Raw genomic sequence first — 20,338 nt, forward strand, 5'->3', positions numbered from 1 at the left:
TTCCACGGCGGGACAAAAGCCCGGGAGACAGCCACACCCGGCTGTTCCCGGCCGGGCGACCTTTCCCGGAGGTGCCCATGGGTTTCGCACACGATCAACATCCGCATGGCCGCTCGGACGACCGTCCGGGTGAGCCCGACCCGCTGCTGCACGACAACTACGGTCCGGAGGCCCGCTACGCGGTGCGGCGGGAGGCGGAGCTGCCGACCACCCGGTGGGAGGCCGAGGTCGAGCGCGGCCTGCGGCTCGGACTGCCCGGCGCCGACTCGATCGTGGACCGCCGGATCCCCACCTTCTCCCGTGGCGAGCTACCGCACTTCGCCGGCATCAACACCTTTCTCAAGGCGCCGTACGTCGAGGACGTCACCACCTGTGGCGAGTACGACGTGGCCGTGCTCGGCGCCCCGTTCGACGGCGGTACGACGTACCGGCCCGGGACCCGGTTCGGTCCGCAGGGCATCCGGAAGATCTCCGCGCTGTACGGGCCGTACAGCTTTGAACTCGGCGTCGACCTGCGTGAGTCGATCACGATCGCCGACCTCGGCGACGTCTTCACCATCCCCGGCAACATCGAGAAGACCTTCGACCAGATCTCCAAGGCGGTCAGCCACGTCTACGCCTCGGGTGCCTTCCCGGTGGTGCTCGGCGGCGACCACTCGATCGGCTACCCGACCGTACGCGGCGTCGCCGAGCACCTGGACGGCAACCTGGGCATCATCCACTTCGACCGGCACGTCGACACCCAGGAGACCGATCTCGACGAGCGGATGCACACCACCCCGTGGTTCCACGCCACCGACATCCCGAACGTGCCGCCGAAGAACCTGGTGCAGATCGGCATCGGCGGCTGGCAGGCGCCCCGGCCCGGGGTGAAGGTAGGCCGGGAGCGCGGCACCACGATCATGACCGTCACCGACTGCGTCGAGATGGGGATCGAGGCCGCCGCCGAGAAGGCCCTGGAGGTCGCCTGGGACGGTGCGGAGGCGGTCTGGCTCTCCTTCGACGTCGACTGCCTCGACGCCGCGTTCGTCCCCGGCACCGGCTGGCCCGAGCCGGGCGGCTTCCTGCCCCGCGAGGTCCTCAAGTTCATCCAACTCATCGCCGAGCGGCCGCTCGCCGGCATCGAGGTGGTCGAGTGCTCCCCGCCGTACGACAACGCGGAGATCACCTCGCTCATCGCCACCCGGGTCATCTGCGACACCCTGGGCTGCCTCGTGCGCGCCGGCCACCTCCCCGGGAGGAAGTCATGAGAAGACGCCCGCTGACCCGGCTGTTGGCGGTGGCCGCCTGCACCGCCCTGCTCGGCGCGACGGCCGGCTGCGGTGCCGGCGGCGACTCCGGCGCCGCCGGGTCGACGACGGTACGCCTCGGCTTCAGCGCCTGGCCGGGCTGGTTCCCCTGGCAGGTCGCCCAGGAGAAGGGGCTGTTCGAGGCGAACGGCGTCGACGTCGAACTGACCTGGTTCGACAGCTACACCGACAGCCTCCAGGCGCTGAGCACCGGCAACCTCGACGCCAACAGCCAGACCCTGAACGACACCCTCACCTCGGTCAGCGGCGGGGCGAAGCAGACCATCGTGCTGGTCAACGACAACTCGACCGGCAACGACCAGATCATCGCGGCGCCCGGCATCGACGACGTGGCCGGGCTGCGCGGCAGGAAGGTCGCGGTGGAGCAGGGCACCGTCGACCACTACCTGCTGCTCCTCGCGCTCGAAAAGGCGGGACTGGCCGAGGAGGACATCACCCTGACCCCGCTGCTGACCGACGCCGCGGCGGCGGCCTTCGTGGCCGGGCAGGTCGACGCGGTCGGGGCGTTCGCGCCGTTCACCACCACCGCGCTGGGCCGGGCGGGGAGCCGGGCCATCGCCACCTCGAAGGACTTCCCGGGGGCGATCCCGGACCACCTCGCCTTCGACAGCGGCTACCTGCGGGACCATCCGGAGCAGGTGCAGAAGGTGGTGCAGACCTGGTTCGACACCCTGGAGTGGATCGCGGCCAACGAGGCCGAGGCGGTAGCGATCATGGCCCGTCGGGGCGGGGTGAGCGAGGCCGACTACCGGACGTACAACGCCGGCACCACGATCTTCACCCGGGAGCAGAACATCGCCGCGTTCACCCCGGGCGGGGACCCGACCCACCTGGACTTCCAGGCCAACCGGATCGCCGAGTTCCTGGTCCGTACCGAGCTGGCTCCGGGCAAGCCGTCGCTGGACGGGTTGCTCGATTCGACGTTCGTGCGCGCGGTGACCTGATGGAGCGCCTGGTCAGCCCCGACATCCCCGAGCGGACGACGGCACAGCGCCCGCCGACCGCCCGGCAACTCTTCGGATCGCTGCCCCGGCGGCGCCCGGCCCGGCCGCCGGGCAGGGTGCTGGCGTTGCGTACGCCGCTGTCGGGCCGGACCCGAACCGTCCTGGTGCTCGCCTCGGTCGCGCTGCCGCTGCTGACCTGGCTGCTGCTCGGCGCGACCGGGGCGGTCGACCCCCGGTTCCTGCCACCGCCGGGTGCGGTCTGGTCGGCCGGGGTCGAGATGGCCGGCACTGGGGAGCTGTTCACCGACGCCTGGGCCACCGTCCGGCGGATCCTCTACGGGTACGGGCTCGGCGTGGCCGTGGCGGTACCGCTCGGGGTGGCGATGGGCAGTTTCGCGGCGGCCCGGTCCGCCCTGGAGCCGGTCAGCGGACTGCTGCGCTATCTGCCGGCGGCGGCGTTCACCCCGTTGCTGCTGATCTGGCTCGGCATCGGCGAGGCGCCGAAGATCGCGCTGATCTTCATCGGCACCGTCTTCTTCAACATGCTGATGGTCGCCGACGCGGTCCGGCAGGTGCCGATCGACCTGGTCAACGTCTCGTACACGCTCGGTGCCCGGGGCGGTGAGGTGCTGCGCAAGGTGATCCTGCCGTACGCGCTGCCCGGGATCGTCGACGCGGTACGGGTGAACTTCGCCGCCGCCTGGGGCCTGGTGGTGGTCGCCGAGCTGGTGAACAGCCAGGAGGGTCTGGGCAAGCGGATCCTGCTCGCCCAGCGGTTCACCCAGACCGACAAGATCTTCGCCATCCTGGTGGTGATCGGGCTGATCGGGGTGACCGCCGACGTCGTACTCCGGATCACCCGGGACCGGCTCGGGCGGTGGGTGCCGTGACGGCCGGGCTGCTCGAACTCGTCGGCGTCGACCGGGTGTTCCGGCGGCACGGCCGGGACGTCCCCGCGCTGACCGACGTCCACCTGCGGATTGCCCGTACCTCCTTCGTCTGCGTCGTCGGCGCCAGCGGCTCCGGCAAGTCCACCCTGCTCTCCCTGGTCGCCGGCCTCGACCGGCCGTCGAGCGGGGAGATCCTGCTCGACGGCAACCCGGTGCGCGGGCCCGGCCCGGACCGGGGCCTGGTGTCGCAGAGCGGCGCGGTCTATCCGTGGCGGACGGTCGAGCGCAACGTCGCGTTCGGCCTGGAACTGCTTCGGATCGACCGGGCGGAGCGGGCCCGCCGGGTCGCCTGGTATCTGGAGGAGACCGGCCTGACCACACTCCGCTCGGCGCTGCCGAAGCAGCTCTCCGGCGGGCAGCGGCAGCGGGTGGCCATCGCCCGGGCACTGGCCTGCGAGCCGGAGGTGCTGCTGCTCGACGAGCCGTTCGGCGCGCTGGACGTGCAGACCAAGGAGGACATGCAGCTCTTCATCCGGCGGGTGTGGCGGGACACCGGCACCACCGTGCTGATGGTCACGCACGATGTGGAGGAGGCGGTCTTCCTCGGGCAGCGGGTGGTGGTGCTGGCCAGCGACCCGGGCCGGGTCGCCGCCGACATCACGCTGGACCTGCCGGACGATCGGGATCTCGGCCTCAAGCGGACGCCGGAGTTCCTGACCCTGCGGGCCCGGGTCGAGGACCTGGTCCGGACGTTCCACCACACACCGTGAAACTCGACTACTCCTGATCATGAGGGGGTGAGGACGAGGCTCGCGGTGCGGTTGCGGGCCGGCTCCCGGAACGGGCCCTCGGACTGGTCGGCGGAGCGCAGGGTGAAAGCGGTCAGTGGCAGGTCGCCGGCCTCCGCCAGCTCCCGCGCCGCGACCCGGGCCCGGCTCAGCGCCGTACCCGAGCCGCCGCTGGTGCGTCCGCCCGGCACCGGCACGCTGTGCCCGACCACGGTGACCGCCACGTCGAGGTCGGGCAGGCGGCGGCCGACGGCGGCGAGCAGCTCGGCACCGTTCGCGGTCAGCCAGGCGTCGCGGCTGAACAGGCCCTTCCGGAAATAGACCTCCACCGTGTCCGGGCGGCGCTGCACCACCACGCCGGGCAGGGTGACGCCGCGGGCAATAGCGTCGAGCCGGGCGGCCAACGCCTGGGCGGCGGCCGCCCGATCCGCCTCGATCTGCTGGAGCCGGCCCTGCAACTCCGCGGCACGGCGCCGCTCCGCGTCCAATGCCGCGGTGTCCGGCGTGGAGGCGGCCACCGACGCGACGGGCTTCGCGGGCGGCGGGGCTGACAGCGACGGGAGCACGATCGCGGTACCGGCGGCGACCGCGACCACCACCACCCCGGCCGCCGCGAGGCCCACCCGCGGCGCGACCGGACGCGGCCGGCGATCACCGGCGAGGATGGCGGCGACCGCCCGCCGGCCCGCAGCGGCGCCCTCGTGGCCCGGGTCGATCGCCTGGACCGCCGCCCAGGACGCGTCCGCCTCCTGCCAGCGTCCTTGCTGGGCGCGGATCCGGGCGAGCAGGTCGAGGGCGGCCGGCTCGGCGCCGTCCAACGCGGCGAGAGTCTGGGCCGCACCGTCCAGGTCGCCGCGCCGGGCGGCGGCCATGGCCCGGCTCAGCGTCAGGTCGGTACCCAGGTCCGGCGCGGTCACCGGCCGACCAGCCCGATGATCTTCGGCTGCTCCTCGCGCGGCAGCAGCCGGACGAGCCGCGAGTTGACCGCGTCGAGCGCGCGTTCGTCACCAGCGGCCAGCGCTTCCTTGCCTTCCCGGACGAGCTTGCGGGCCTCACCGGACGGCTGCATCCGGCCCTGCTGCTCGCACAGCGCGTAGAACAGGCGTACCGACCAGCCCGGCTGCCGCCGTTCGAGCTCGATGAGGAACTCGGTGACCCGCTCGGTCTCCGCCTTGATCCGCGCCGAGCTGCCGCTGTCGATGGCCTCGTTCGCGCGCCGCTCGAACTCGGCGAGCGCCGACCGGTCGGCGGGGTGCCCCACCTCGGATACCAGCCGGCCGGTTTCGGCGAGCAGGTCACGCAGCTCCCGTACCAGCGCTGGTTGGTCGGCGGCCTCCTCGATGTCGTCGAGCTGCGCCTGCACCTCGCGCAGCCGGTCTTCGGCCGTGGCGGCCGCGCCCGCGTCCACGGCGGCGGCCCGGACCTGTTCCCGCGCGGTGGTCAGGGTGCCCTCGTCGTCGAGCCGCCGCAACCGGTCGCGTACCTCCGGTACCTCCGACGCGTGCGACTCGTGCAGCGCGGCCATCCGCTGCTCGGCCTCGGCCAGCGCGGACGCCAGCTCGTCCGGCTGCGGCGTGCGCACCTCGTCGAGGTTTATCTCCGCCTCGAACTGGGCCTGGATCAGCGGCACGTCGGCGACGACGGTGACGAGGCTGGAGGCGTCCACCTCGAACGTCACCTCGACCTCGGTTCCGGCGGGCAGGTCGATCCGCACGTCCAGCGGGCGGATCTCCAGCATGCCGACCGGGCGGTTGCGGTCGGCGCGGTCCCGTTCGCCCTGCACCACCGGGATCCGGACCACGGCCTCGGCGTCCGAGCGGCGCAGCGCCGCGGCAGTGCGGAACACCTCGCGTGCCCGGGTTGGCAGCGTCGCGCCCTTGCGCAGCAGTGGCGCGAACGCGCGGTCGGCGAGCTGGATGCCGAGCGAGTGGGTCAGCCGGGCACCGCCGAATTCGACCTCCCGGTGCGTGATGGACAGCGAGTCGGGCGACACCTTCTGCGGTACGCCGGACCCGTCCGTGAGCTCCACCGTGAACCGCGAGGTCCGGTGTGGATCGATGGCGACCTCGGTCAGGAAGGCGCCCTCGGCGTTCAGCACCACCCGTCCGGTGCGGAACGGCGGCTGCCCGTCCGGGTTGCTGAGCGTCACGCCGTACCCGGTCCAGTCCACCGGTGCGGTGCCGTGCACCTTGCCGGCGACCACGGGTGTGGTGGTCGTGACGCTCGGCTCGTACGCGAGTTGGAGGGCGAACTCGCCGGCGGCCGGTTGGAACGACGGTGGGTCGGGGCGCCGGACGGTACTGGCGAAGATGGCGGCACCGCGGGCGACCACGGTGGTCGGATCCAGGCTGGTGTCGAGCGCGATGCCGAGGCCGTCGCGGCCGTCGGCGAGGCGCTCCCGCAGTCCGGGCGCGAGGGTGGTGCCGCCGACGAGCAGCAGCCGGTCGATGTCGTCCGCACTCAGCCCACTGTCGGCGAGCGCGCTGCGGCACAGGTTTGTCGCCCGGGCGTAGAACGGCTCGGCGACCCGGTCGAGCTCGTCCCGCCGGAGCGTGTACTCGAACGTCTCGATGTCACCTCCGCCGACCGTCAGGTCCACCACCAGGTCGATCGCGTCCCGGCGGGAGAGCTGGATCTTGCCCTCCTCGGCGAGCCACTTCAGCTTGGCGAAGTTCAGCCGCCATTCCGGGTTCTCGCGGTGGAAGTCGGCGAAGCCGAACTCGGCCGCGGCGGCCGGGGCCAGGATCCGCTCCACCACCGCCCAGTCGATGAGCTTGCCGCCCAGGTACGGGTCGCCGGCGTGGTTCAGCACCCGCAGGTCGCCGTCCCGCTTGCTCACGACCGCCGCGTCGAACGTGCCGCCGCCGAAGTCGAACACCATCCAGTACGCCCGGTCGTCCGCGTCGTGGAAGCCGTACGCGAAGGCTGCCGCGGTGGGCTCCTGGACGAGCGGGCAGGAGGCGCTGAGCCCGGCGAGTGCCGCCGCCTCCAGGGTTGCCTTGTTCTGGTTGAGCGAGAACGCGGCCGGCACGGTGATGACCGCCGCCTCCGGCGGGCTGCCGCTGTGGTGCGCGGCGTCCGCCCGCAGCGACTTGAGCACCTCGGCGGAGAGCTGCGGCGGCGTCAGCGTGCTGCCGGCCTTGCCGAACCGCTTGCCGGCGTCGGCGAGTCCCATCTCCAGCTTGAACTCGGCGGCCGCGTTTTCCGGGTCACTCTGTACCCGTTCGCGCGCGCGGCGTCCGACGTGCACGACCCCGGGCTTCGGGATCCACACCGCCGACGGGGTGAAGTCCCAGCCGTCGTTGTTCTTGATGACGGCGACGCTGCCGTCCTCCTCCACCACCGCGATCGCGCTGTTGGTGGTGCCGAGGTCGATGCCGAAGTCGATGGTGTCACGCATGCTCGTTCCTTCCGTCAACCTGCTGAGTGGGAGTACCGACGATGACCTGTCCCATCTGGATGAGGCGGCCGTGCAGATAGACGGACGGCCGTACGGTCTCGATGACGGTCTCGGTGCTCAGGGCCGGGTTCTCCTGGTACACCAGGACTTCGAGCTCCCGCCCCGGGTTGAAGACGTCGCCGTCGTGGTCCTGGACGACCAGGCCGGCGTCGGCCAGCGCCTCGGTGGAGGTGCGCAGATACCGGGTGGCCTGGCGGTCGCGGGGCGAGGGCCGCTCGCCGGCCGGGGCGAGCTTTCGCTGGGCCCGCCACAGGTTCGTGACGGCCGTCGCGAGTGCCGCCCCGTCCGGCTGCGCGGGCGGCGCTTCCTTCTCGTCCGGTTGCGCGGGCGGCGCTTCCTTCTCGTCCGGCTTCGCGTTCCGGACCGCCGTCAGCAGATCCTCCAGCCGGGCCCGCTGCGGCTCCGTCCACATCGGAGGCCCGATCCGGAACTCCCGATGATGCCGGCGCTGGCGAAGCTCCTCGCGCAGTCGGGTCATGCGTTTCACATCGTCACCCCTCGTCGCCACAGGTTCAACTTGGGCAAGTAGCGGGCGCGCAGGCCCGGCGACAGTTCGAGCGCCTCCGCCATCAGGCCCGCCGCCCGGTCGAGCTGGCCGGCGTGCCGGGCCAGTGCCAGCGCCTGCTCGGCAAGCCGCAGGGCCCGGGCGTCGGGCGGCTCTTCCCGGCTGCGGGCGGAGTTGCCGCCAATGCGCCGGCTGCGCAGTCTGGCGGCCAACACGCCGGCGGAGGCCGGCCGATCGGCCGGGTCGACCTCCAGTGTGGACAGCAAGATCTGGTCCAGCTCCGGGTCCACCTCTGGGTGGTACCGGCTGGGCGGCAGCGGCACCCGCGCGAACCGACCCGGCGAGTACGACGACAGCGGCCCACCGTCGTCGTAGGGCAGGCGGTTGGTCAACAGCAGGTACACGATCGTGCCCACCGACCACACGTCGCTGGCCCGCGAGTACCCCTCGCGGCGCAGCACCTCCGGCGCCATGAAGGCGAACGTGCCCTGGGCGCTGGCCAGCATCGTGAACGGGTCGGCGCGCTTGGCGAGCCCGAAGTCGCTGATCCGGATCCGCAGGCCGCTGCCGTCGTATCCGACGAGGATGTTCGCCAGCGTGAGGTCGCGGTGCAGGATCGGCGGGTCCTGTTCGTGCGCGGCGGTCAGGCCGGAAGCGATCTGTTCGGCCGCCTCGACCGCCAGCGCCACCGGCATCGTGGGCGCGTGCGCGCGGATCAGCCGTTCGAGGCTGCCCCCGGCCACGTACTCCATGGTGAAGAATCCCCGGACGCCCTGCGGCGTACGCACGGTGCCGGCGTCGAACACCCGCACGATGTTCGGATGGCCCAATGTGGACAGCAGCCGGGCCTCCTCCAGCAGGGTACGGGTCTCGTCGAGGGAGGCGACCCGCTTGAAGACCTTCATGGCCTGCCAGCCCAGGTACTCGTGGCGTACCCGGTGCACCTCGGCGAACGCGCCCTCACCGAGCAACCGGTCCACCACGAGCGTTTCGGTGACGCGGTCGCCGCTCTCCAGCAGACTCACGAGTCTTCCTTGGGATCTTTGACGATGAGCCGGTACCCGATGCCGGTGATGGTCTCCAGGATGCGCGGCACGGACGGATCCGACTCGATGGCGCGGCGCACCGCGCGTACGACGCCGGCCAGGTCGGCACGGGTGTAGGCGCGGCCCGCCGGCCACTCCTCCCGTGGGCCCCAGAGCGCGGTGATGAGCTCCTCGTGCCCGCACGCGACCGCCGCACCGGCGCTGCTGCGACCCACCATGTACCGCAAAAGCTGGTGGCCCTGTGGCCGCAGCCCGCTGACCGGGGTCTCACCGCTCTCGTCGATCCGGTACGCCCGCGCGGCTACCCAGTCGTACCGCAGGCACGGCCCGCGGGTCGGCACCGCCGGCGCCGGCTCGAACGGCGCGGCCTGCGTGGTGTGCGGGTCGAGCAGCGTCAGCTCCCAGTACAGCGGTTCGCCGTCCGGGGACATGTCGCCGAGGATCAGCAGCGCGTCGCCGTGCCGCAGGCGGCAGCTTCCCACCAGGCGTTCGGTGCGTCCGCTCAGGGAACGGAGCAGCGTGCCGTTGACGCTCGCGTTGTCGGTGACCGTCCAGCCGCCGTCGCGTGAGTCCAGTGTGCAGTGCAGGCGGCCGACCCAGCGCTGCGGGTCCGGCTCCAGGACCACGTCCGGCGTGTGGTCCGCCGCCGTACGCCCGACCGTGATGGGCCCGTCCGTCAGCTCCACGCCCCGGACCCTCCCCTCGGGGGAGGTGACGCGCAACGTCACGCTCCCGCCCGTGCGGGCTTCCGCACCCACCGTCGACTCCTTGTGCGGCACCATGCCGGCCTACCGGGCTCGCCCGTCGAAGGGCTGGTCGTCCTTGCGGTGTGCCACGCAGGCCGCGTACATCCGCTGCTGACTCTGCTCGGTCCACCAATCGGAGCGGACCGGCGTGACCGTGAACGTGCTGGGCACCCGAAGCTGGCTCGCGAGCTGCTGGCACGCCCGGCCCGCCTCCTCCGCCAGCCGCACCCGGGCGGCGTCCTCGGTGAGCCGTGGCCCGGGCGGGGGCCAGTTCAGGGCCTGGTAGCCGAGGATCTCGGCCCAGTGGGGATTGTCGCAGCGCACGATCGGCCACACGTTGTCCGCCCCGTCCGGCTCCTGCTTGAGTTCCACACAGTATCCGGCCGGCGCGTTGTGGTCCCGGCCCTGGCGGGACGTCACCGGCCGCGGTACGGCGAGCTGGGCCCCGGTCTGTTGCGAGGCCGCCAGGAACGACCAACGCTCGCCGTCGGCACGCACCACCAGGCACGTCGCGTAGTTGGACACCGAGTCTGGACTGACGACGACGTCCGGGTCGGGGAGGACGACCTCGGTGGTGTACGGATCCGACGACAGTCCGAAGTGGATCGCGTACTCCCCGCAGCTGAAGCGCGCGAGTCCGGCCAGGTAGTCGTAGTCCGCGCCGGGCCAGGACGAGATTGCCTCCCGCAGTCCCAGATAGGCGATCACCTCGCCGGCGTGTTCCTGCCCGCAGGGCACGGTCGTCACCGCCGTGTCGCCGTCGCGCCAGTCGTTCGCGTCCCGGACGCAGATGATTTCCTGCGAGACGTCGCCGTAGTCGACCGGGTGGATGTCGACAGAGTCCTTCCCCGCGTCGGTCACGGCGTTGACGATCAGCACGAGCGCCACCACCACGACCGCGCAGAGCGCGAGGACACCGAGCACCCGGAGCCGCTGCCGCCGCGCTTCGTACTCCTCCCAGTCAGACAGTCGGATCGGCGTGCGGTACCGGAGCGGTCGGCTGGGCGTGTCGTATGAGACCGGCGCGCCGGCCTCCAGATCGGACAGCATGGCGCGGATGGCCACCGCGAGCGCTTCGTCGGTGACCTCGGCGAGGATGCCGCGCAGGAACCTCGCGGCCTCGTACCGCCCGCGGGTCCGGCGGATCTCGTCGACCCTGAACCGGAACTGGTTGAGCGCGCCGTCCGCCTCGTCGAAGCCACGCAGGTTCTCCCGGACCCGGCGCCGGGTCTCCGGGTCGGTGGCGAGCTTCTCCGCCTCCGCCAGCCAGCCCTTGACCTTGCCCTTGTACTGTCCGGTGGCCCGGTGCCGGGCGAGTGCGCAGTTGTTGAGCAGCACCGCGACCTTGTCCCGGACGGCCTCCGTGCGGCGGTGCTCGTCGCGCGGCGCCAACCCCTCCAGCCGGGCCAGCAACGGCTTCACCCGCGCGCGCATCTCGGTCACGATCTCGTCGGCGTCACCCGACTCCAGCCGGGTGTGCAGGTCCCGGACGGCGGACTCCAGCTCCGTATACAGCGGCTCGGCGGCTTCCTCGATCAGCCGGTCGCGTTCCCGGGCCGGCACCGGCCACTCACCCAGGTTCTTCCGCAGCGCAGCGGGATAGGCGGCGGACGCCGCCAGCCGCAGGAGTGGGCGCACCAACGCCACCGGCAACTCCGCGCGCAGCGCGTCCACGGCGGACGCGTCGAGTTGCCTGTCGTCGAGCCGCTCCACGCGGTGGTGCAGGTGCCGCCAGAACGACGCCGACCGGAGCGTCTTCGTCCAGGCCGTCGCCGCCGCCGTCCACTGCCCCGGTAGCCCGCCGGCGATGGTCGCGGCCAGCAGGTCGGCCGGCTCCACGTCGAGCGCCGCGGCGTGTGCCTGCACCGCGGCGTCGTGGTCGTAGTGCACACCCGCCGGGCACTCGCACCCGTCCGGCGTGCCCCACACGGCGAACACCTCGTGCACCAGGCGGCGGCGCGGATCGCCCAACACCCCGTCGAACGCGGCGCGTACCTCCTCGGCGGTTGCCGAGGAACCCTGCCAGCCCACGTCCGCGCCGACCCGCAGCGCCGCCGTCAACTGCTGCTGCCGCGCTCGCGCGGTGCGCCGGTCCACATCCACCGGCAGGCCGGTGACCCGGAAGGCGTTGCGCCGGTACAGGTCCGGCCCGGCCATCTCCCGCAGGCTGGCGACCGCCACCTCACTCACTCGTGCTCCCCAGGACGACATCGTTCAGGACTCGGATCGGCTCGGCTCTGCTCTCAGGATCGTCGCGTCGCGCGCCGCGCACCACGGCAGACAGTTGGAAACCAGATGTACGGCCTAGGGCAGATCACCACGGATCGGGTCCTCGCCGACGCGCTTCAGGTAGTCACCCGGATTGGTGATCGGCCGCCCGTCGTCCCGGTACTTCTGCCGAACCCGCTCCAGGTGGGTCTTCACCGTGCTCTTCTCGATGCCGAGCCGCCGCGCGATGGCGGCGTGCGTCATGCCCTCCGCCACCCCCAGCAGGATCTGCCGTTCCCGAGGTGTCAGCGACGGACCGCGGCGGTCGTCGTCGCTCAGCAGGAACGCGTGCTCCGGCGACGTTGGCGTCTCGCCGCGGTGCACGGCCCGGATCGTGTCCGCCAGATCGTTGAGATCGCGTTCCTTGGGGATGTAGGCCACCGCGCCGGCCTCGGTCGCGGAGACCACCCAGCGGCGGTCCTTCACCACCGAAATGACGATCACCTGGCGGCCGGTGGCGGTCAGTTGCGCGACGTTGTGCGCCGGGTCGGTGAAGTTGCCCAGGTCGAGATCGAGTAGCACGATCGCCGGAGCGTCGGGTCCGGCAAGGTACTCGTCGACGGACGCGGCCATCGCCGTCAAGCGGATGTCGGGCGTGCTGCCGAACCAGTTCGCGAACGACTGGAGCAGCATCTTCTCGTCGTCGATGGCGCCGATGGTTATGACGGTTTCCATGTGATCTCCACGGTGGTGCCCTCGCCGGGCGTACTGGTGATGTCGCACTGGCCGCCGGCCTCGACCACGCGGTGCCGGATCGAGCCCAGCAGGCCGTACCCGCTCCGCGTGGCCGCGGGCACGAAGCCGGCGCCCCGGTCGACGACCGTGACGCGTACCCCGCCGGCGTCGTCGCCTCGGGTCGTCAGCCACGCCTGCCCGGTGCCCGCGTGCTTGCGGGCGTTGTTGAGCGCCTCCCGGGTCGCGCCGAGCAGCGCCTCGGTGACGTGACCGGGCACGCCCGTCGGCAGTTCCGCCGCGTTGTGGTCGATCCGCAGCCCGAGAGCCGCCAGGTCACGCATGACACGCCCGAGCCCGGCGCCGAGGTCCGTCGACATCGCGTCGTCCGACCCGGTGATCAGGGAGCGCAGGTACCGCGCGTCGCGCTCGCACTGGCTGCGGAACTGCTCGGTGTTGAGGTCGATCTGCCCCATCGCGCCCACGGTCAGCGTGGACAGCACCGTGTCGTGCAGGTTCCGGTACTGCCGCCGCCGCTCCCAGTCCCGGGCCTCGACCGACGCCATCCGGGCGGCCGCGTCGGCCGCCTGGCGCTGGGCCGCCAGCGCGGCCGCGTGGGCCTCGTCCGCGGCGCGCGCCGACGAGCGTACCCAGGCCGCGGCGAATCCGGCGGCGACGGTGAACAGGACCAGCGAGCCGATGTTGCCGGTCGCGGACGCGAGGGGCGAGGAGCCGGCGGCGAGATCCCGCCACACCCCGGCGAGGTAGCAGCCGGACAGCAGCAGGATCGACGGTCCGGCCAGCCGGCGTGGGCTGAACACGACGGCGAGCACGCCGGCCGCGTTTGCCGGCCCGACGGTCCAGTTCGCCCACCCGATCGCGTGGCCGGGCGCGGTCAACCGGCCGATGACCACGAGCGCGACCCCGATGAGCAGGACGTCGGCGACGACGGCGAGCGACGTGATGCGCCGCCCGCGCAGCGCGGCTCCGTAGAGCACCAGCGACCACACGGCGGCCACGGCGTAGAGGCCGAACACGACGCCCGGCCGCAGGTATGCCGACCGGTCGGTGGAGACGGCGGCCGCCCCGGCCGTGGCGTACTGCGCGAGCCGGAGCGCCCCGAACCCGCGGACCAGCACGCGTTCGGCTTGTTCCCGCCCGTTGACCTCCGACACGCTCCCAAGATTTCAAACCCCGGCGATACGCGGAAGTCCGCTCTGCGGCGGACTCCCACGATCAGGACGGTGTCCGGCTAGGAGGGCACCGCCGGCAGGTCCAACGCCGCGACGGCACCGCCGTGCAGGCTGCCCAGCCAGACGGTGGCGCCGTGCCGGCGTACCCCGGTGACCATCGAGAAGCCCGGGACGCATGCCTGGAGGTCGTACCGGACCCGGCCCTCGGCGTCCACCGCCTGCACCCAGGCGGTGTCCGCCGGCTTCGGTTGCAGGAAGTCCGGCAGCGCCCAGACCGCCCGCCGCACGGCGGGATGCCACGGCGAGACCCGGTCCAGCAGCGCGTTCCGGGGCGAGCCCATCGCGATCCAGAGCAGCCCGTCGTCGTCGGGGGCGAGGTTGTCGGGGAAGCCCGGCAGGTTGTCGGCCAGCTGGTCCACGTCTCCGGTACGCGGCCCGGTCAGCCACACCCGGGTCAGCCGGTACGCCCCGGTCTCGGCCACCACCACGTACGACTCGTCGGCCGCCAGCGCCACCCCGTTGGCGAACTGGAGCCCGGTCAGCACCTCCTCGGTACGCCCGTCCGGACGCCACCGGAGCAGGCGTCCGGTGCCGGAGTGTTCCAGCAGGTCGGCCTTCCAGTGCGCCAGGGCGAAGCGCTGGGACGAGTCGCTGAACCAGATCGACCCGTCGCCGGCCACCGCCGCGTTGTTGCAGAGCCGCAGCGGTGCCGACCCGACCGGCGTGCCGGCGGCGACGAGGGTGCTGACCCGGGCGGTGTCGGGATCGACCCGGAGCAGTCCACGCCCGGCGTCGCAGACCACCAGCCGGTCGTCACGGTCCACCTCGACGCCGAGCGGCCGGCCGCCGGTCTCGGCGACCACCCGTGGCCCGGTGCCGTCCGTCGACAGCCGCACCAGCCGGCCGTCGGCGAGCCCGGTGTAGACCCGGCCGGCGGAGTCGACCGCGACGTCCTCCGGCCCATGGCCGGGCAGGGCGTGCAGGCGTACCGGTGGCATCGGGTCGGTGCCGCTGTGCTGACGGGCCCGGGCCGGTGCCCGCTCCGGTCGCCACACGACGGGATCGATCCGGGGTCTGGCCATGGCCCATGGTATCCATCCGGATCGCTGCCCGCGCCGGTCCGGCCCCGTCCGCCCTGGACAGCTCCGGGCGGGTCGGCTTGACGGCTGCCGCCGGGCAACGATATAAACCATCTGGTTATAGAACTGAGAGGTTACGAAAGATGAGTGCGGACCTGCTCGACGCGACCTTCGCGGCCCTGGCCGACCCGACCCGGCGGGCGATCCTCGCCCGGCTGGCCGCCGGCGAGGCCAGCGTCACCGAGCTGGCCGCGCCGTTCGCGATGAGCCAACCCGCCGTCTCCAAGCACCTCAAGGTGCTGGAGCGCGCCGGGCTCGTCTCCCGGGGCCGGGACGCGCAACGCCGGCCGTGCCGGTTGGAGGCCCGGCCACTCAAAGCCGCCCTGGACTGGCTGGAGAACTACCGCGACTACTGGGCCGAGAGCTACCAGCGGCTCGACGGCCTGCTCGCCGAACTCCAGGCCGAGGGCGGCGAGGGGCGGTGACCAGCGGCGACCGGGAGCTGACCGTGACCACCCCGACCGACCGGGAGATCGTGCTCAGCCGCGCCTTCGACGCCCCGGCCGGGCTGGTCTTCGACGCGCTGACCCGTCCCGACCTGCTCCGCCGCTGGTTCGGCGCGCGGGGCTGGCAGCTCGTCGACTGCCAGGTGGACCTGCGGGTCGGCGGCGCGTGGCGGTTTGTCTCCCGGGGCCCGGGCGGCGAGGAGATGGCGCACGGCGGGATCTACCAGGTGATCGAGCCGGCCCGGCGGCTGGTCTACACCGAGCGGTACGACGACCAGTCGTACCCGGGCGACACCCTGATCAGCCATCGGCTCGCCGAACGGGCCGGAGTGACCACCCTGACCAGCACGATCCGCTACGCCACGCCCGAAGGCCGGGACCGGGTGCTCCGCTATCCGATGCGGCGCGGCGTGACCGAGGGCTACCACCGGCTCGACGACCTGCTCGCGGAGCGGACCGCGGCCCGCTGACCGCGAGGACCGCCGGTCCCCGGCACCGGCCGGACACCGATGTCGACACACACAGAGAGGCAGTCACCGTGAACTGGACCCTGGAAGTGGTGATCGTCCCCGTCTCCGACGTGGACCGGGCCAAGACCTTCTACGCCGACCAGCTCGGCTTCCACGTCGACCACGACACCCGGCCCGGCGACGGGGTGCGCATCGTCCAGCTCACCCCGCCGGGCTCGGGCTGCTCGATCGTGATCGGCACCGGCGCCGTGCCGGACATGCCGCCCGGCTCGCTGCGCGGGCTGCAACTCGTCGTCGCCGACCTGGCCAAGGCGCGCGCCCAGCTCGTCGAGCGGGGCGTCGAGGTGAGCGAGATCCAGGTCCTCGGCGAGAATCCGGGGCCCGTCGACAACCCGCTGGACAACGTCGGATTCGTCTTCTTCAGCGATCCGGACGGCAACGGCTGGGCCGTGCAGCAGATCTCCTCCCGGGCTTAGCGACCAAAGATCGTCAGCCGCAATGCGAGCGTACGCGTGCGTGACGGCACACGCTTCTCTGGCGCGAGTCGGCGCTCGGGCGCGCCGCCTGATCGGTCGCTCCGGGTCCCTGACTGGCGATGGCCTCCTCGAAGGAGGGGGCCACCGCCAGCGGGGTTTGTCGCAGGCAGGCTGCGTACCCGAGTAGGTCTTACCCGAGTAGGTCGCGGCGCCGTACCCCGGCGAGCCCGATCCCGACGAGTACTGCCGCGATCAGGGTGAGGGTGGCCAAGGTTAGCGGGCTCGGAGGCCCGTGGAAGGGCAGCACGTGGGCGAACGGGGAGAACGTCGTGAACGTCCATTCGGGCCAGCCCAGATGCTGCCCGAGTTCCACGAGTAGGACGGCGATCAGCGCGCCCCAGCCCACCACGGCGGCACCGCGGTGCAGCAGCCCGAAGCTGGCGACGGTGATGCCGACCATCACCCACACGGCGGGGATCAGGCTCAGGGTGGTGGTGACCATACTGCCGAGTTCGCCGCTGCCCAGCCCGAAGCACAGTCCGAGGATCAGTTGGAGTACGGCGGGGATTGCCAGGGCGATCAGCAGGTGGCTGAGGGCCCAGCGGGTCCGGTCCACGGGAGCGGACAGCAGCGTTTCGGCGTGCCCGACGTTCTCCTCCTGGCCGAGGCGTAGCACTGTCATGATCGCGTAGATGGTGATGGGGAAGCCCATGGCGAAGGCGATGTAGGCGAAGAACGCGTCGCCCGGGTTCGAGGTGCCCATCGCGTCGGCCCATTCCCGCATCCGTGCGCTGCCGGCGTACTCCTCCATCGCATCTGCTCCCACGAACCCCGTGGGCAGTGCGATGGCGATGGCGGCGACCGTCCACACCAGTGCCATCGAGCGGTGCAACCGCCAGGCCAGGCCGAACGGTCCGCTCAGGCTCCTGGCGGCTCTGGCCGGCCCGGGACGTGTTGCCAACAGTCCGGCGCCCAGATCTCTGCGCGCCGAGAGCGCGTAGGCGATCCTGACGAGCGCCACCACCAGCGCGACGACGAGAAGGAACGTCCACCAGCGCTCGTCCGCAAACGGCCGGCTACGTTGCAACCAAGCGTTGGGCACCAACCATCCGAGCCGCCGGACGGCATCGTCGCCCATGTCGAACGCGCCCCGGAGGAAGTGCATCCCCATGAACAGCGCGAACGCGCTCGCCCCCGCCGCGCGGGAACTCTCGGTCAACTGGGCGACCACGGCGGCCAGGGCGGCCGCGAGCCAGACCGCACCCGCGACGACCAGGCCGAACGCGATCGAGCCGGCGTCGGGCAGGCCGGCACCGCGGAGGCCCGCGGCCGACAGCACACCGAGGATCGCGCCCGCTCCGAGTACCACGATCAGCGCCGCGGTGAGCTGCGCGTGACGGCCGACAGCGGCCGAGCCGACGAGTTCCCTGCGGCCGGACTGCTCCTCGCCACGGGTGTGCCGAACCAGGAAGACCGCGGCACCGAGTGCGGCGACGACCGTGGCGCCACCGATGGTCTCCTGCGCGACCAGCGCGGCGGCGGTGTCGTCGTACGCCGGACCCTGGAACAACTTGAACATGGGGACTTCCGCCATGACGTCCCGGTAGCGCTCCTCGCGGGCAGCCGCGTCAGGATAGATCGATTCCATCGAACTCGCCCGGCTGGTCACCAGGCCCAGGGTCAGCGCCATCCAGACGGGCAGCCACACCCGGTCGCGGCGCAGGATCAGCCGGATCAGGACAGGAGTTCCCGCCGTGGCCATTCTCGGGGAGCGGGCCGGACGGTTCGCACGACGGGGGACGAGGGCCACGCTCATCGGACCCCCGTCCTCTCCTGCTCGTCACTGGTCTCTGCCGTGTCCTGGTAGTGGCGTATGAACAGCTCTTCCAGGGTCGGCGGCTGGATGGCGATGTCGCGCAGTCCGAGCGAACCGAGATGTGCGACGACGGTGCCGATGTGTTCCCGGTCGACCTCGCACCGCACCCGATGATCCTCGATCCGCAGCTCGTGGAGGCCCGGCAGAGTGGCCAGGCCCGTCGGCGGACCCGTGACGTCGGCGGTGACCGACGAGCGGGTCAGGTGCCTCAGCTCGGCGAGTGTTCCGGCCTCGACGATCCGGCCGTCCCGGATGATGCTCACCCGGTCGCACAGCGCCTCCACCTCCGAGAGGATGTGGCTGGAGAGCAGCACCGTTCGGCCGCGGCGGCGTTCCTCCTCGACGCACTCGCGGAACACCGCCTCCATCAGCGGGTCGAGGCCGGACGTCGGCTCGTCCAGCAGCAGCAGTTCCACGTCGGAGGCGAGCGCCGCGATCAGCGCGACCTTCTGCCGGTTGCCCTTGGAGTAGGTACGCGCCCTCTTCCTGGGGTCCAGCCGGAACCGCTCGATCAGCTCGTCACGGCGTCGCTGCTCGGCACAGCCGCGCAGGCGCCCCATCAGATCGATCACCTCGCCGCCGCTCAGGCTCGGCCAGAGGGTGACATCGCCGGGTACGTACGCGAGCCTGCGATGCAGGTCGACCGCGTCCTGCCAGGGGTCCTTCCCCAACAGTCGAGCCGTGCCGGCGTCAGCCTGGAGGAACCCGAGCAGGATGCGCAGGGTGGTGGTCTTGCCGGCGCCGTTCGGGCCGAGGAACCCGTGCACCTCTCCCGTGCTGACGTTCAGGTCCACGCCTTGCAGCGCCCGCGATCGCCCGAAGCTCTTCACCAGACCGGCGATCCTGATCGCCTCACTCATCGGCGTCTCCGTTCGTGGGAAGAGAGTTGTGCGGCTGCTTGACGACCGCGTCCCGGATGCCCTCGCCCACGCTGGAGCTGGCGAATTCCCCCACGCTGGCGTAGATGTCGAGCATCGCCGTGGCGACGCGGCTGGAGTTCTCGGGGCTGAGCACGTTCGCACCCATGCGCTGGGACAGGTGGTCGTGCAGGACGATGGTCGACAGGTGCATCGCCGCCATCACCGTCGCGGCATCGCGCACCCTGCTCGATCCCGGTGGAAAGCGGTCGGGCCAGAGTCTGCTCAGGAAGTCCTCCGAGACCGAAGCGCCGGTCGCGAAGAGGGCCGACGCGGCGGGCGTCCTCTCGACCATGGCTCGCGCGATGTAGCGAAGGATCAGCGGGCTTCTGGCGAACAACTCGCCCATGAAGTCGGCGTTGGTGATCTCGCCGCTGATCACGCCGAACTTGTCGAGTCCGTCGAACGCCCCCAGCACGTACTCGTCACAGACCCGTTGCAGGTCGTCCTTGGAGCCGAAATGGTGCTGCAGCAAGCCAGGTGACACGCCTGCGGCCTCCGCGATGCTCTTGATCGTCGCGGCCCTGAACCCTCGCTCGGCAAACTGCGTCAGCGCCGCGTCCCGGATCCGTGCGCGAGCGGTCAGATCCTCCGGTGGCCGGTCGCCCCAACCAGAAACTGGACTCATGACCAGGATGCTATACGTTCATATTGGAAAGTGGAAGATCGTATGGCGTCGCCGTCGGCCGCGCTCCACGTCACCAGCCCATTGACCTCCGGGCACGACTCCCGCCAGCACTGGATGCCCGGTCAGACGTCGGGCGGCGGCGATGTTGGCGACGCCGGCAGTCCGGGGCCGCGTTCGGACATACTCACCACAGCCAGCTTGAACAGCGGCCCACCGCCCTCACCACGCGCCATTGGGGATAGCCGGCCACACCTCGGATGTCGGTACGCCCGCGTAGCATCCGCTGCCGTGACCGCCGTCCAGACGTACCGGTATCTCGGCCCCTCCGCGCTCCGACCCGATGGTCTAGCCCTACAGACCAGTGGCGGGCCGGTGGCCAACCCCCGGTTCTTCTCCGGGTTCCTGACCACGCCCCGGGCGGCCGCCGCCGGCCTGCTCGCGGTGGCCGAGGTCGCCCGCAGCCGCTACTACCGGCCGGCCGACCCGGCCAGCCTCGACCCGGTGGTGACGGGCAGTCGCGACCGGCTGCGCTTCGAGTCCTTCTCCGGCTGCTGCGGGGTTCGG

At 71.8% G+C, this 20,338-nt stretch carries 19 protein-coding genes and 1 pseudogene; 8 read left to right on the forward strand and 12 right to left on the reverse strand.

Translation table 11 applies throughout. The features are described 5' to 3' along the window. Positions 1-77 precede the first annotated feature (77 nt). The 4 genes from AAH979_RS05065 to AAH979_RS05080 are packed head-to-tail and all read left to right on the forward strand — an operon-like array spanning position 78 to position 3,914. Positions 78-1,250, forward strand: a complete 1,173-nt coding sequence (locus tag AAH979_RS05065; protein WP_346256832.1) for an agmatinase family protein — start codon at positions 78-80, stop codon at positions 1,248-1,250. Further along, positions 1,247-2,254 (forward strand): ABC transporter substrate-binding protein, encoded by a 1,008-nt coding sequence (locus AAH979_RS05070; RefSeq protein ID WP_346256833.1) that lies wholly within the window; start codon positions 1,247-1,249, stop codon positions 2,252-2,254. Before AAH979_RS05065 ends, AAH979_RS05070 begins: the two co-directional genes overlap by 4 nt. Next, complete coding sequence (locus tag AAH979_RS05075) at positions 2,254-3,144, forward strand: ABC transporter permease (RefSeq protein ID WP_346256834.1); 891 nt, start codon at positions 2,254-2,256, stop codon at positions 3,142-3,144. Before AAH979_RS05070 ends, AAH979_RS05075 begins: the two co-directional genes overlap by 1 nt. Next, positions 3,132-3,914, forward strand: a complete 783-nt coding sequence (locus AAH979_RS05080) for an ABC transporter ATP-binding protein (RefSeq protein ID WP_346256835.1) — start codon at positions 3,132-3,134, stop codon at positions 3,912-3,914. The genes AAH979_RS05075 and AAH979_RS05080 overlap by 13 nt, the downstream gene beginning before the upstream one ends. A 17-nt stretch (positions 3,915-3,931) precedes the next feature. Here the strand turns inward: AAH979_RS05080 and AAH979_RS05085 are convergent, their stop codons facing one another. The 9 genes from AAH979_RS05085 to AAH979_RS05125 all read right to left on the reverse strand — a co-directional run bounded on the left by AAH979_RS05085 (position 3,932) and on the right by AAH979_RS05125 (position 14,904). Beyond that, positions 3,932-4,849 (reverse strand): hypothetical protein, encoded by a 918-nt coding sequence (locus AAH979_RS05085; RefSeq protein ID WP_346256836.1) that lies wholly within the window; start codon positions 4,847-4,849, stop codon positions 3,932-3,934. Then, complete coding sequence (locus AAH979_RS05090) at positions 4,846-7,332, reverse strand: Hsp70 family protein (RefSeq protein WP_346256837.1); 2,487 nt, start codon at positions 7,330-7,332, stop codon at positions 4,846-4,848. The genes AAH979_RS05085 and AAH979_RS05090 overlap by 4 nt, the downstream gene beginning before the upstream one ends. Then, positions 7,325-7,870, reverse strand: a complete 546-nt coding sequence (locus tag AAH979_RS05095; RefSeq protein WP_346256838.1) for a hypothetical protein — start codon at positions 7,868-7,870, stop codon at positions 7,325-7,327. Before AAH979_RS05095 ends, AAH979_RS05090 begins: the two co-directional genes overlap by 8 nt. Positions 7,871-7,875: 5 nt before the next feature. After that, positions 7,876-8,922, reverse strand: coding sequence for a serine/threonine-protein kinase (locus AAH979_RS05100; RefSeq protein ID WP_346256839.1), 1,047 nt, complete (start codon positions 8,920-8,922; stop codon positions 7,876-7,878). After that, on the reverse strand, positions 8,919-9,701 hold the full coding sequence (locus tag AAH979_RS05105) for an FHA domain-containing protein (protein ID WP_346256840.1): 783 nt from the start codon (positions 9,699-9,701) through the stop codon (positions 8,919-8,921). The genes AAH979_RS05100 and AAH979_RS05105 overlap by 4 nt, the downstream gene beginning before the upstream one ends. A gap of 30 nt (positions 9,702-9,731) precedes the next feature. Then, positions 9,732-11,879 carry a hypothetical protein gene (locus AAH979_RS05110; protein WP_346256841.1) on the reverse strand — a complete coding sequence of 716 codons (2,148 nt, stop codon included), beginning with the start codon at positions 11,877-11,879 and terminating at the stop codon, positions 9,732-9,734. A 114-nt stretch (positions 11,880-11,993) separates the two neighbouring features. Further along, the gene (locus AAH979_RS05115) at positions 11,994-12,590 is read right to left on the reverse strand and encodes a response regulator transcription factor (protein ID WP_346256842.1); all 597 of its coding nucleotides are present in this window, start codon (positions 12,588-12,590) and stop codon (positions 11,994-11,996) included. 26 nt (positions 12,591-12,616) lie between these two features. After that, on the reverse strand, positions 12,617-13,804 hold the full coding sequence (locus AAH979_RS05120) for an ATP-binding protein (RefSeq protein ID WP_346256843.1): 1,188 nt from the start codon (positions 13,802-13,804) through the stop codon (positions 12,617-12,619). Between the two features lie 77 nt (positions 13,805-13,881). Continuing rightward, the gene (locus AAH979_RS05125) at positions 13,882-14,904 is read right to left on the reverse strand and encodes an SMP-30/gluconolactonase/LRE family protein (RefSeq protein WP_346256844.1); all 1,023 of its coding nucleotides are present in this window, start codon (positions 14,902-14,904) and stop codon (positions 13,882-13,884) included. Between the two features lie 140 nt (positions 14,905-15,044). On the opposite strand from AAH979_RS05125, the gene AAH979_RS05130 reads away from it, so the two are divergent. From AAH979_RS05130 to AAH979_RS05140, 3 genes are all read left to right on the forward strand, one after another. Then, a complete protein-coding gene (locus AAH979_RS05130) occupies positions 15,045-15,386 on the forward strand; it encodes a metalloregulator ArsR/SmtB family transcription factor (protein ID WP_346256845.1) in 342 nt (113 codons plus the stop codon). Continuing rightward, on the forward strand, positions 15,383-15,877 hold the full coding sequence (locus AAH979_RS05135) for an SRPBCC family protein (protein WP_346256846.1): 495 nt from the start codon (positions 15,383-15,385) through the stop codon (positions 15,875-15,877). The genes AAH979_RS05130 and AAH979_RS05135 overlap by 4 nt, the downstream gene beginning before the upstream one ends. A 68-nt stretch (positions 15,878-15,945) precedes the next feature. Then, positions 15,946-16,353: a VOC family protein gene (locus AAH979_RS05140; protein ID WP_346256847.1), complete on the forward strand. Its 408-nt coding sequence runs from the start codon at positions 15,946-15,948 to the stop codon at positions 16,351-16,353. A 190-nt stretch (positions 16,354-16,543) separates the two neighbouring features. Here AAH979_RS05140 and AAH979_RS05145 read toward each other — a convergent pair whose 3' ends face one another. From AAH979_RS05145 to AAH979_RS05155, 3 genes are read right to left on the reverse strand one after another with little or no spacing between them, the layout of a single operon-like run. Then, the gene (locus tag AAH979_RS05145) at positions 16,544-18,115 is read right to left on the reverse strand and encodes an ABC transporter permease (RefSeq protein ID WP_346256848.1); all 1,572 of its coding nucleotides are present in this window, start codon (positions 18,113-18,115) and stop codon (positions 16,544-16,546) included. Positions 18,116-18,165: 50 nt separating this feature from the next. Next, positions 18,166-19,089 (reverse strand): ABC transporter ATP-binding protein, encoded by a 924-nt coding sequence (locus AAH979_RS05150; protein ID WP_346256849.1) that lies wholly within the window; start codon positions 19,087-19,089, stop codon positions 18,166-18,168. Beyond that, positions 19,082-19,774 carry a helix-turn-helix domain-containing protein gene (locus AAH979_RS05155; RefSeq protein ID WP_346256850.1) on the reverse strand — a complete coding sequence of 231 codons (693 nt, stop codon included), beginning with the start codon at positions 19,772-19,774 and terminating at the stop codon, positions 19,082-19,084. The genes AAH979_RS05150 and AAH979_RS05155 overlap by 8 nt, the downstream gene beginning before the upstream one ends. 288 nt (positions 19,775-20,062) lie before the next feature. Between AAH979_RS05155 and AAH979_RS05160 the strand changes: the two are divergent. Beyond that, positions 20,063-20,338, forward strand: a pseudogene (locus AAH979_RS05160) (SWIM zinc finger family protein); the annotation flags it as partial.

The sequence above is a fragment of the Plantactinospora sp. ZYX-F-223 genome (genome assembly GCF_039649625.1).
Lineage (GTDB): Bacteria > Actinomycetota > Actinomycetes > Mycobacteriales > Micromonosporaceae > Plantactinospora.

Bases quoted from the DNA above. Each gene is read 5' to 3' on its own strand.
- AAH979_RS05130 (WP_346256845.1), top strand. From the start codon at position 15,045: ATGAGTGCGGACCTGCTCGACGCGACCTTCGCGGCCCTGGCCGACCCG.
- AAH979_RS05150 (WP_346256849.1), bottom strand. From the start codon at position 19,089: ATGAGTGAGGCGATCAGGATCGCCGGTCTGGTGAAGAGCTTCGGGCGA.
- AAH979_RS05145 (WP_346256848.1), bottom strand. From the start codon at position 18,115: ATGGCCACGGCGGGAACTCCTGTCCTGATCCGGCTGATCCTGCGCCGC.
- AAH979_RS05065 (WP_346256832.1), top strand. From the start codon at position 78: ATGGGTTTCGCACACGATCAACATCCGCATGGCCGCTCGGACGACCGT.
- AAH979_RS05075 (WP_346256834.1), top strand. From the start codon at position 2,254: ATGGAGCGCCTGGTCAGCCCCGACATCCCCGAGCGGACGACGGCACAG.
- AAH979_RS05070 (WP_346256833.1), top strand. From the start codon at position 1,247: ATGAGAAGACGCCCGCTGACCCGGCTGTTGGCGGTGGCCGCCTGCACC.
- AAH979_RS05155 (WP_346256850.1), bottom strand. From the start codon at position 19,774: ATGAGTCCAGTTTCTGGTTGGGGCGACCGGCCACCGGAGGATCTGACC.
- AAH979_RS05115 (WP_346256842.1), bottom strand. From the start codon at position 12,590: ATGCTGCTCCAGTCGTTCGCGAACTGGTTCGGCAGCACGCCCGACATC.
- AAH979_RS05090 (WP_346256837.1), bottom strand. From the start codon at position 7,332: ATGCGTGACACCATCGACTTCGGCATCGACCTCGGCACCACCAACAGC.
- AAH979_RS05095 (WP_346256838.1), bottom strand. From the start codon at position 7,870: ATGACCCGACTGCGCGAGGAGCTTCGCCAGCGCCGGCATCATCGGGAG.
- AAH979_RS05125 (WP_346256844.1), bottom strand. From the start codon at position 14,904: ATGGCCAGACCCCGGATCGATCCCGTCGTGTGGCGACCGGAGCGGGCA.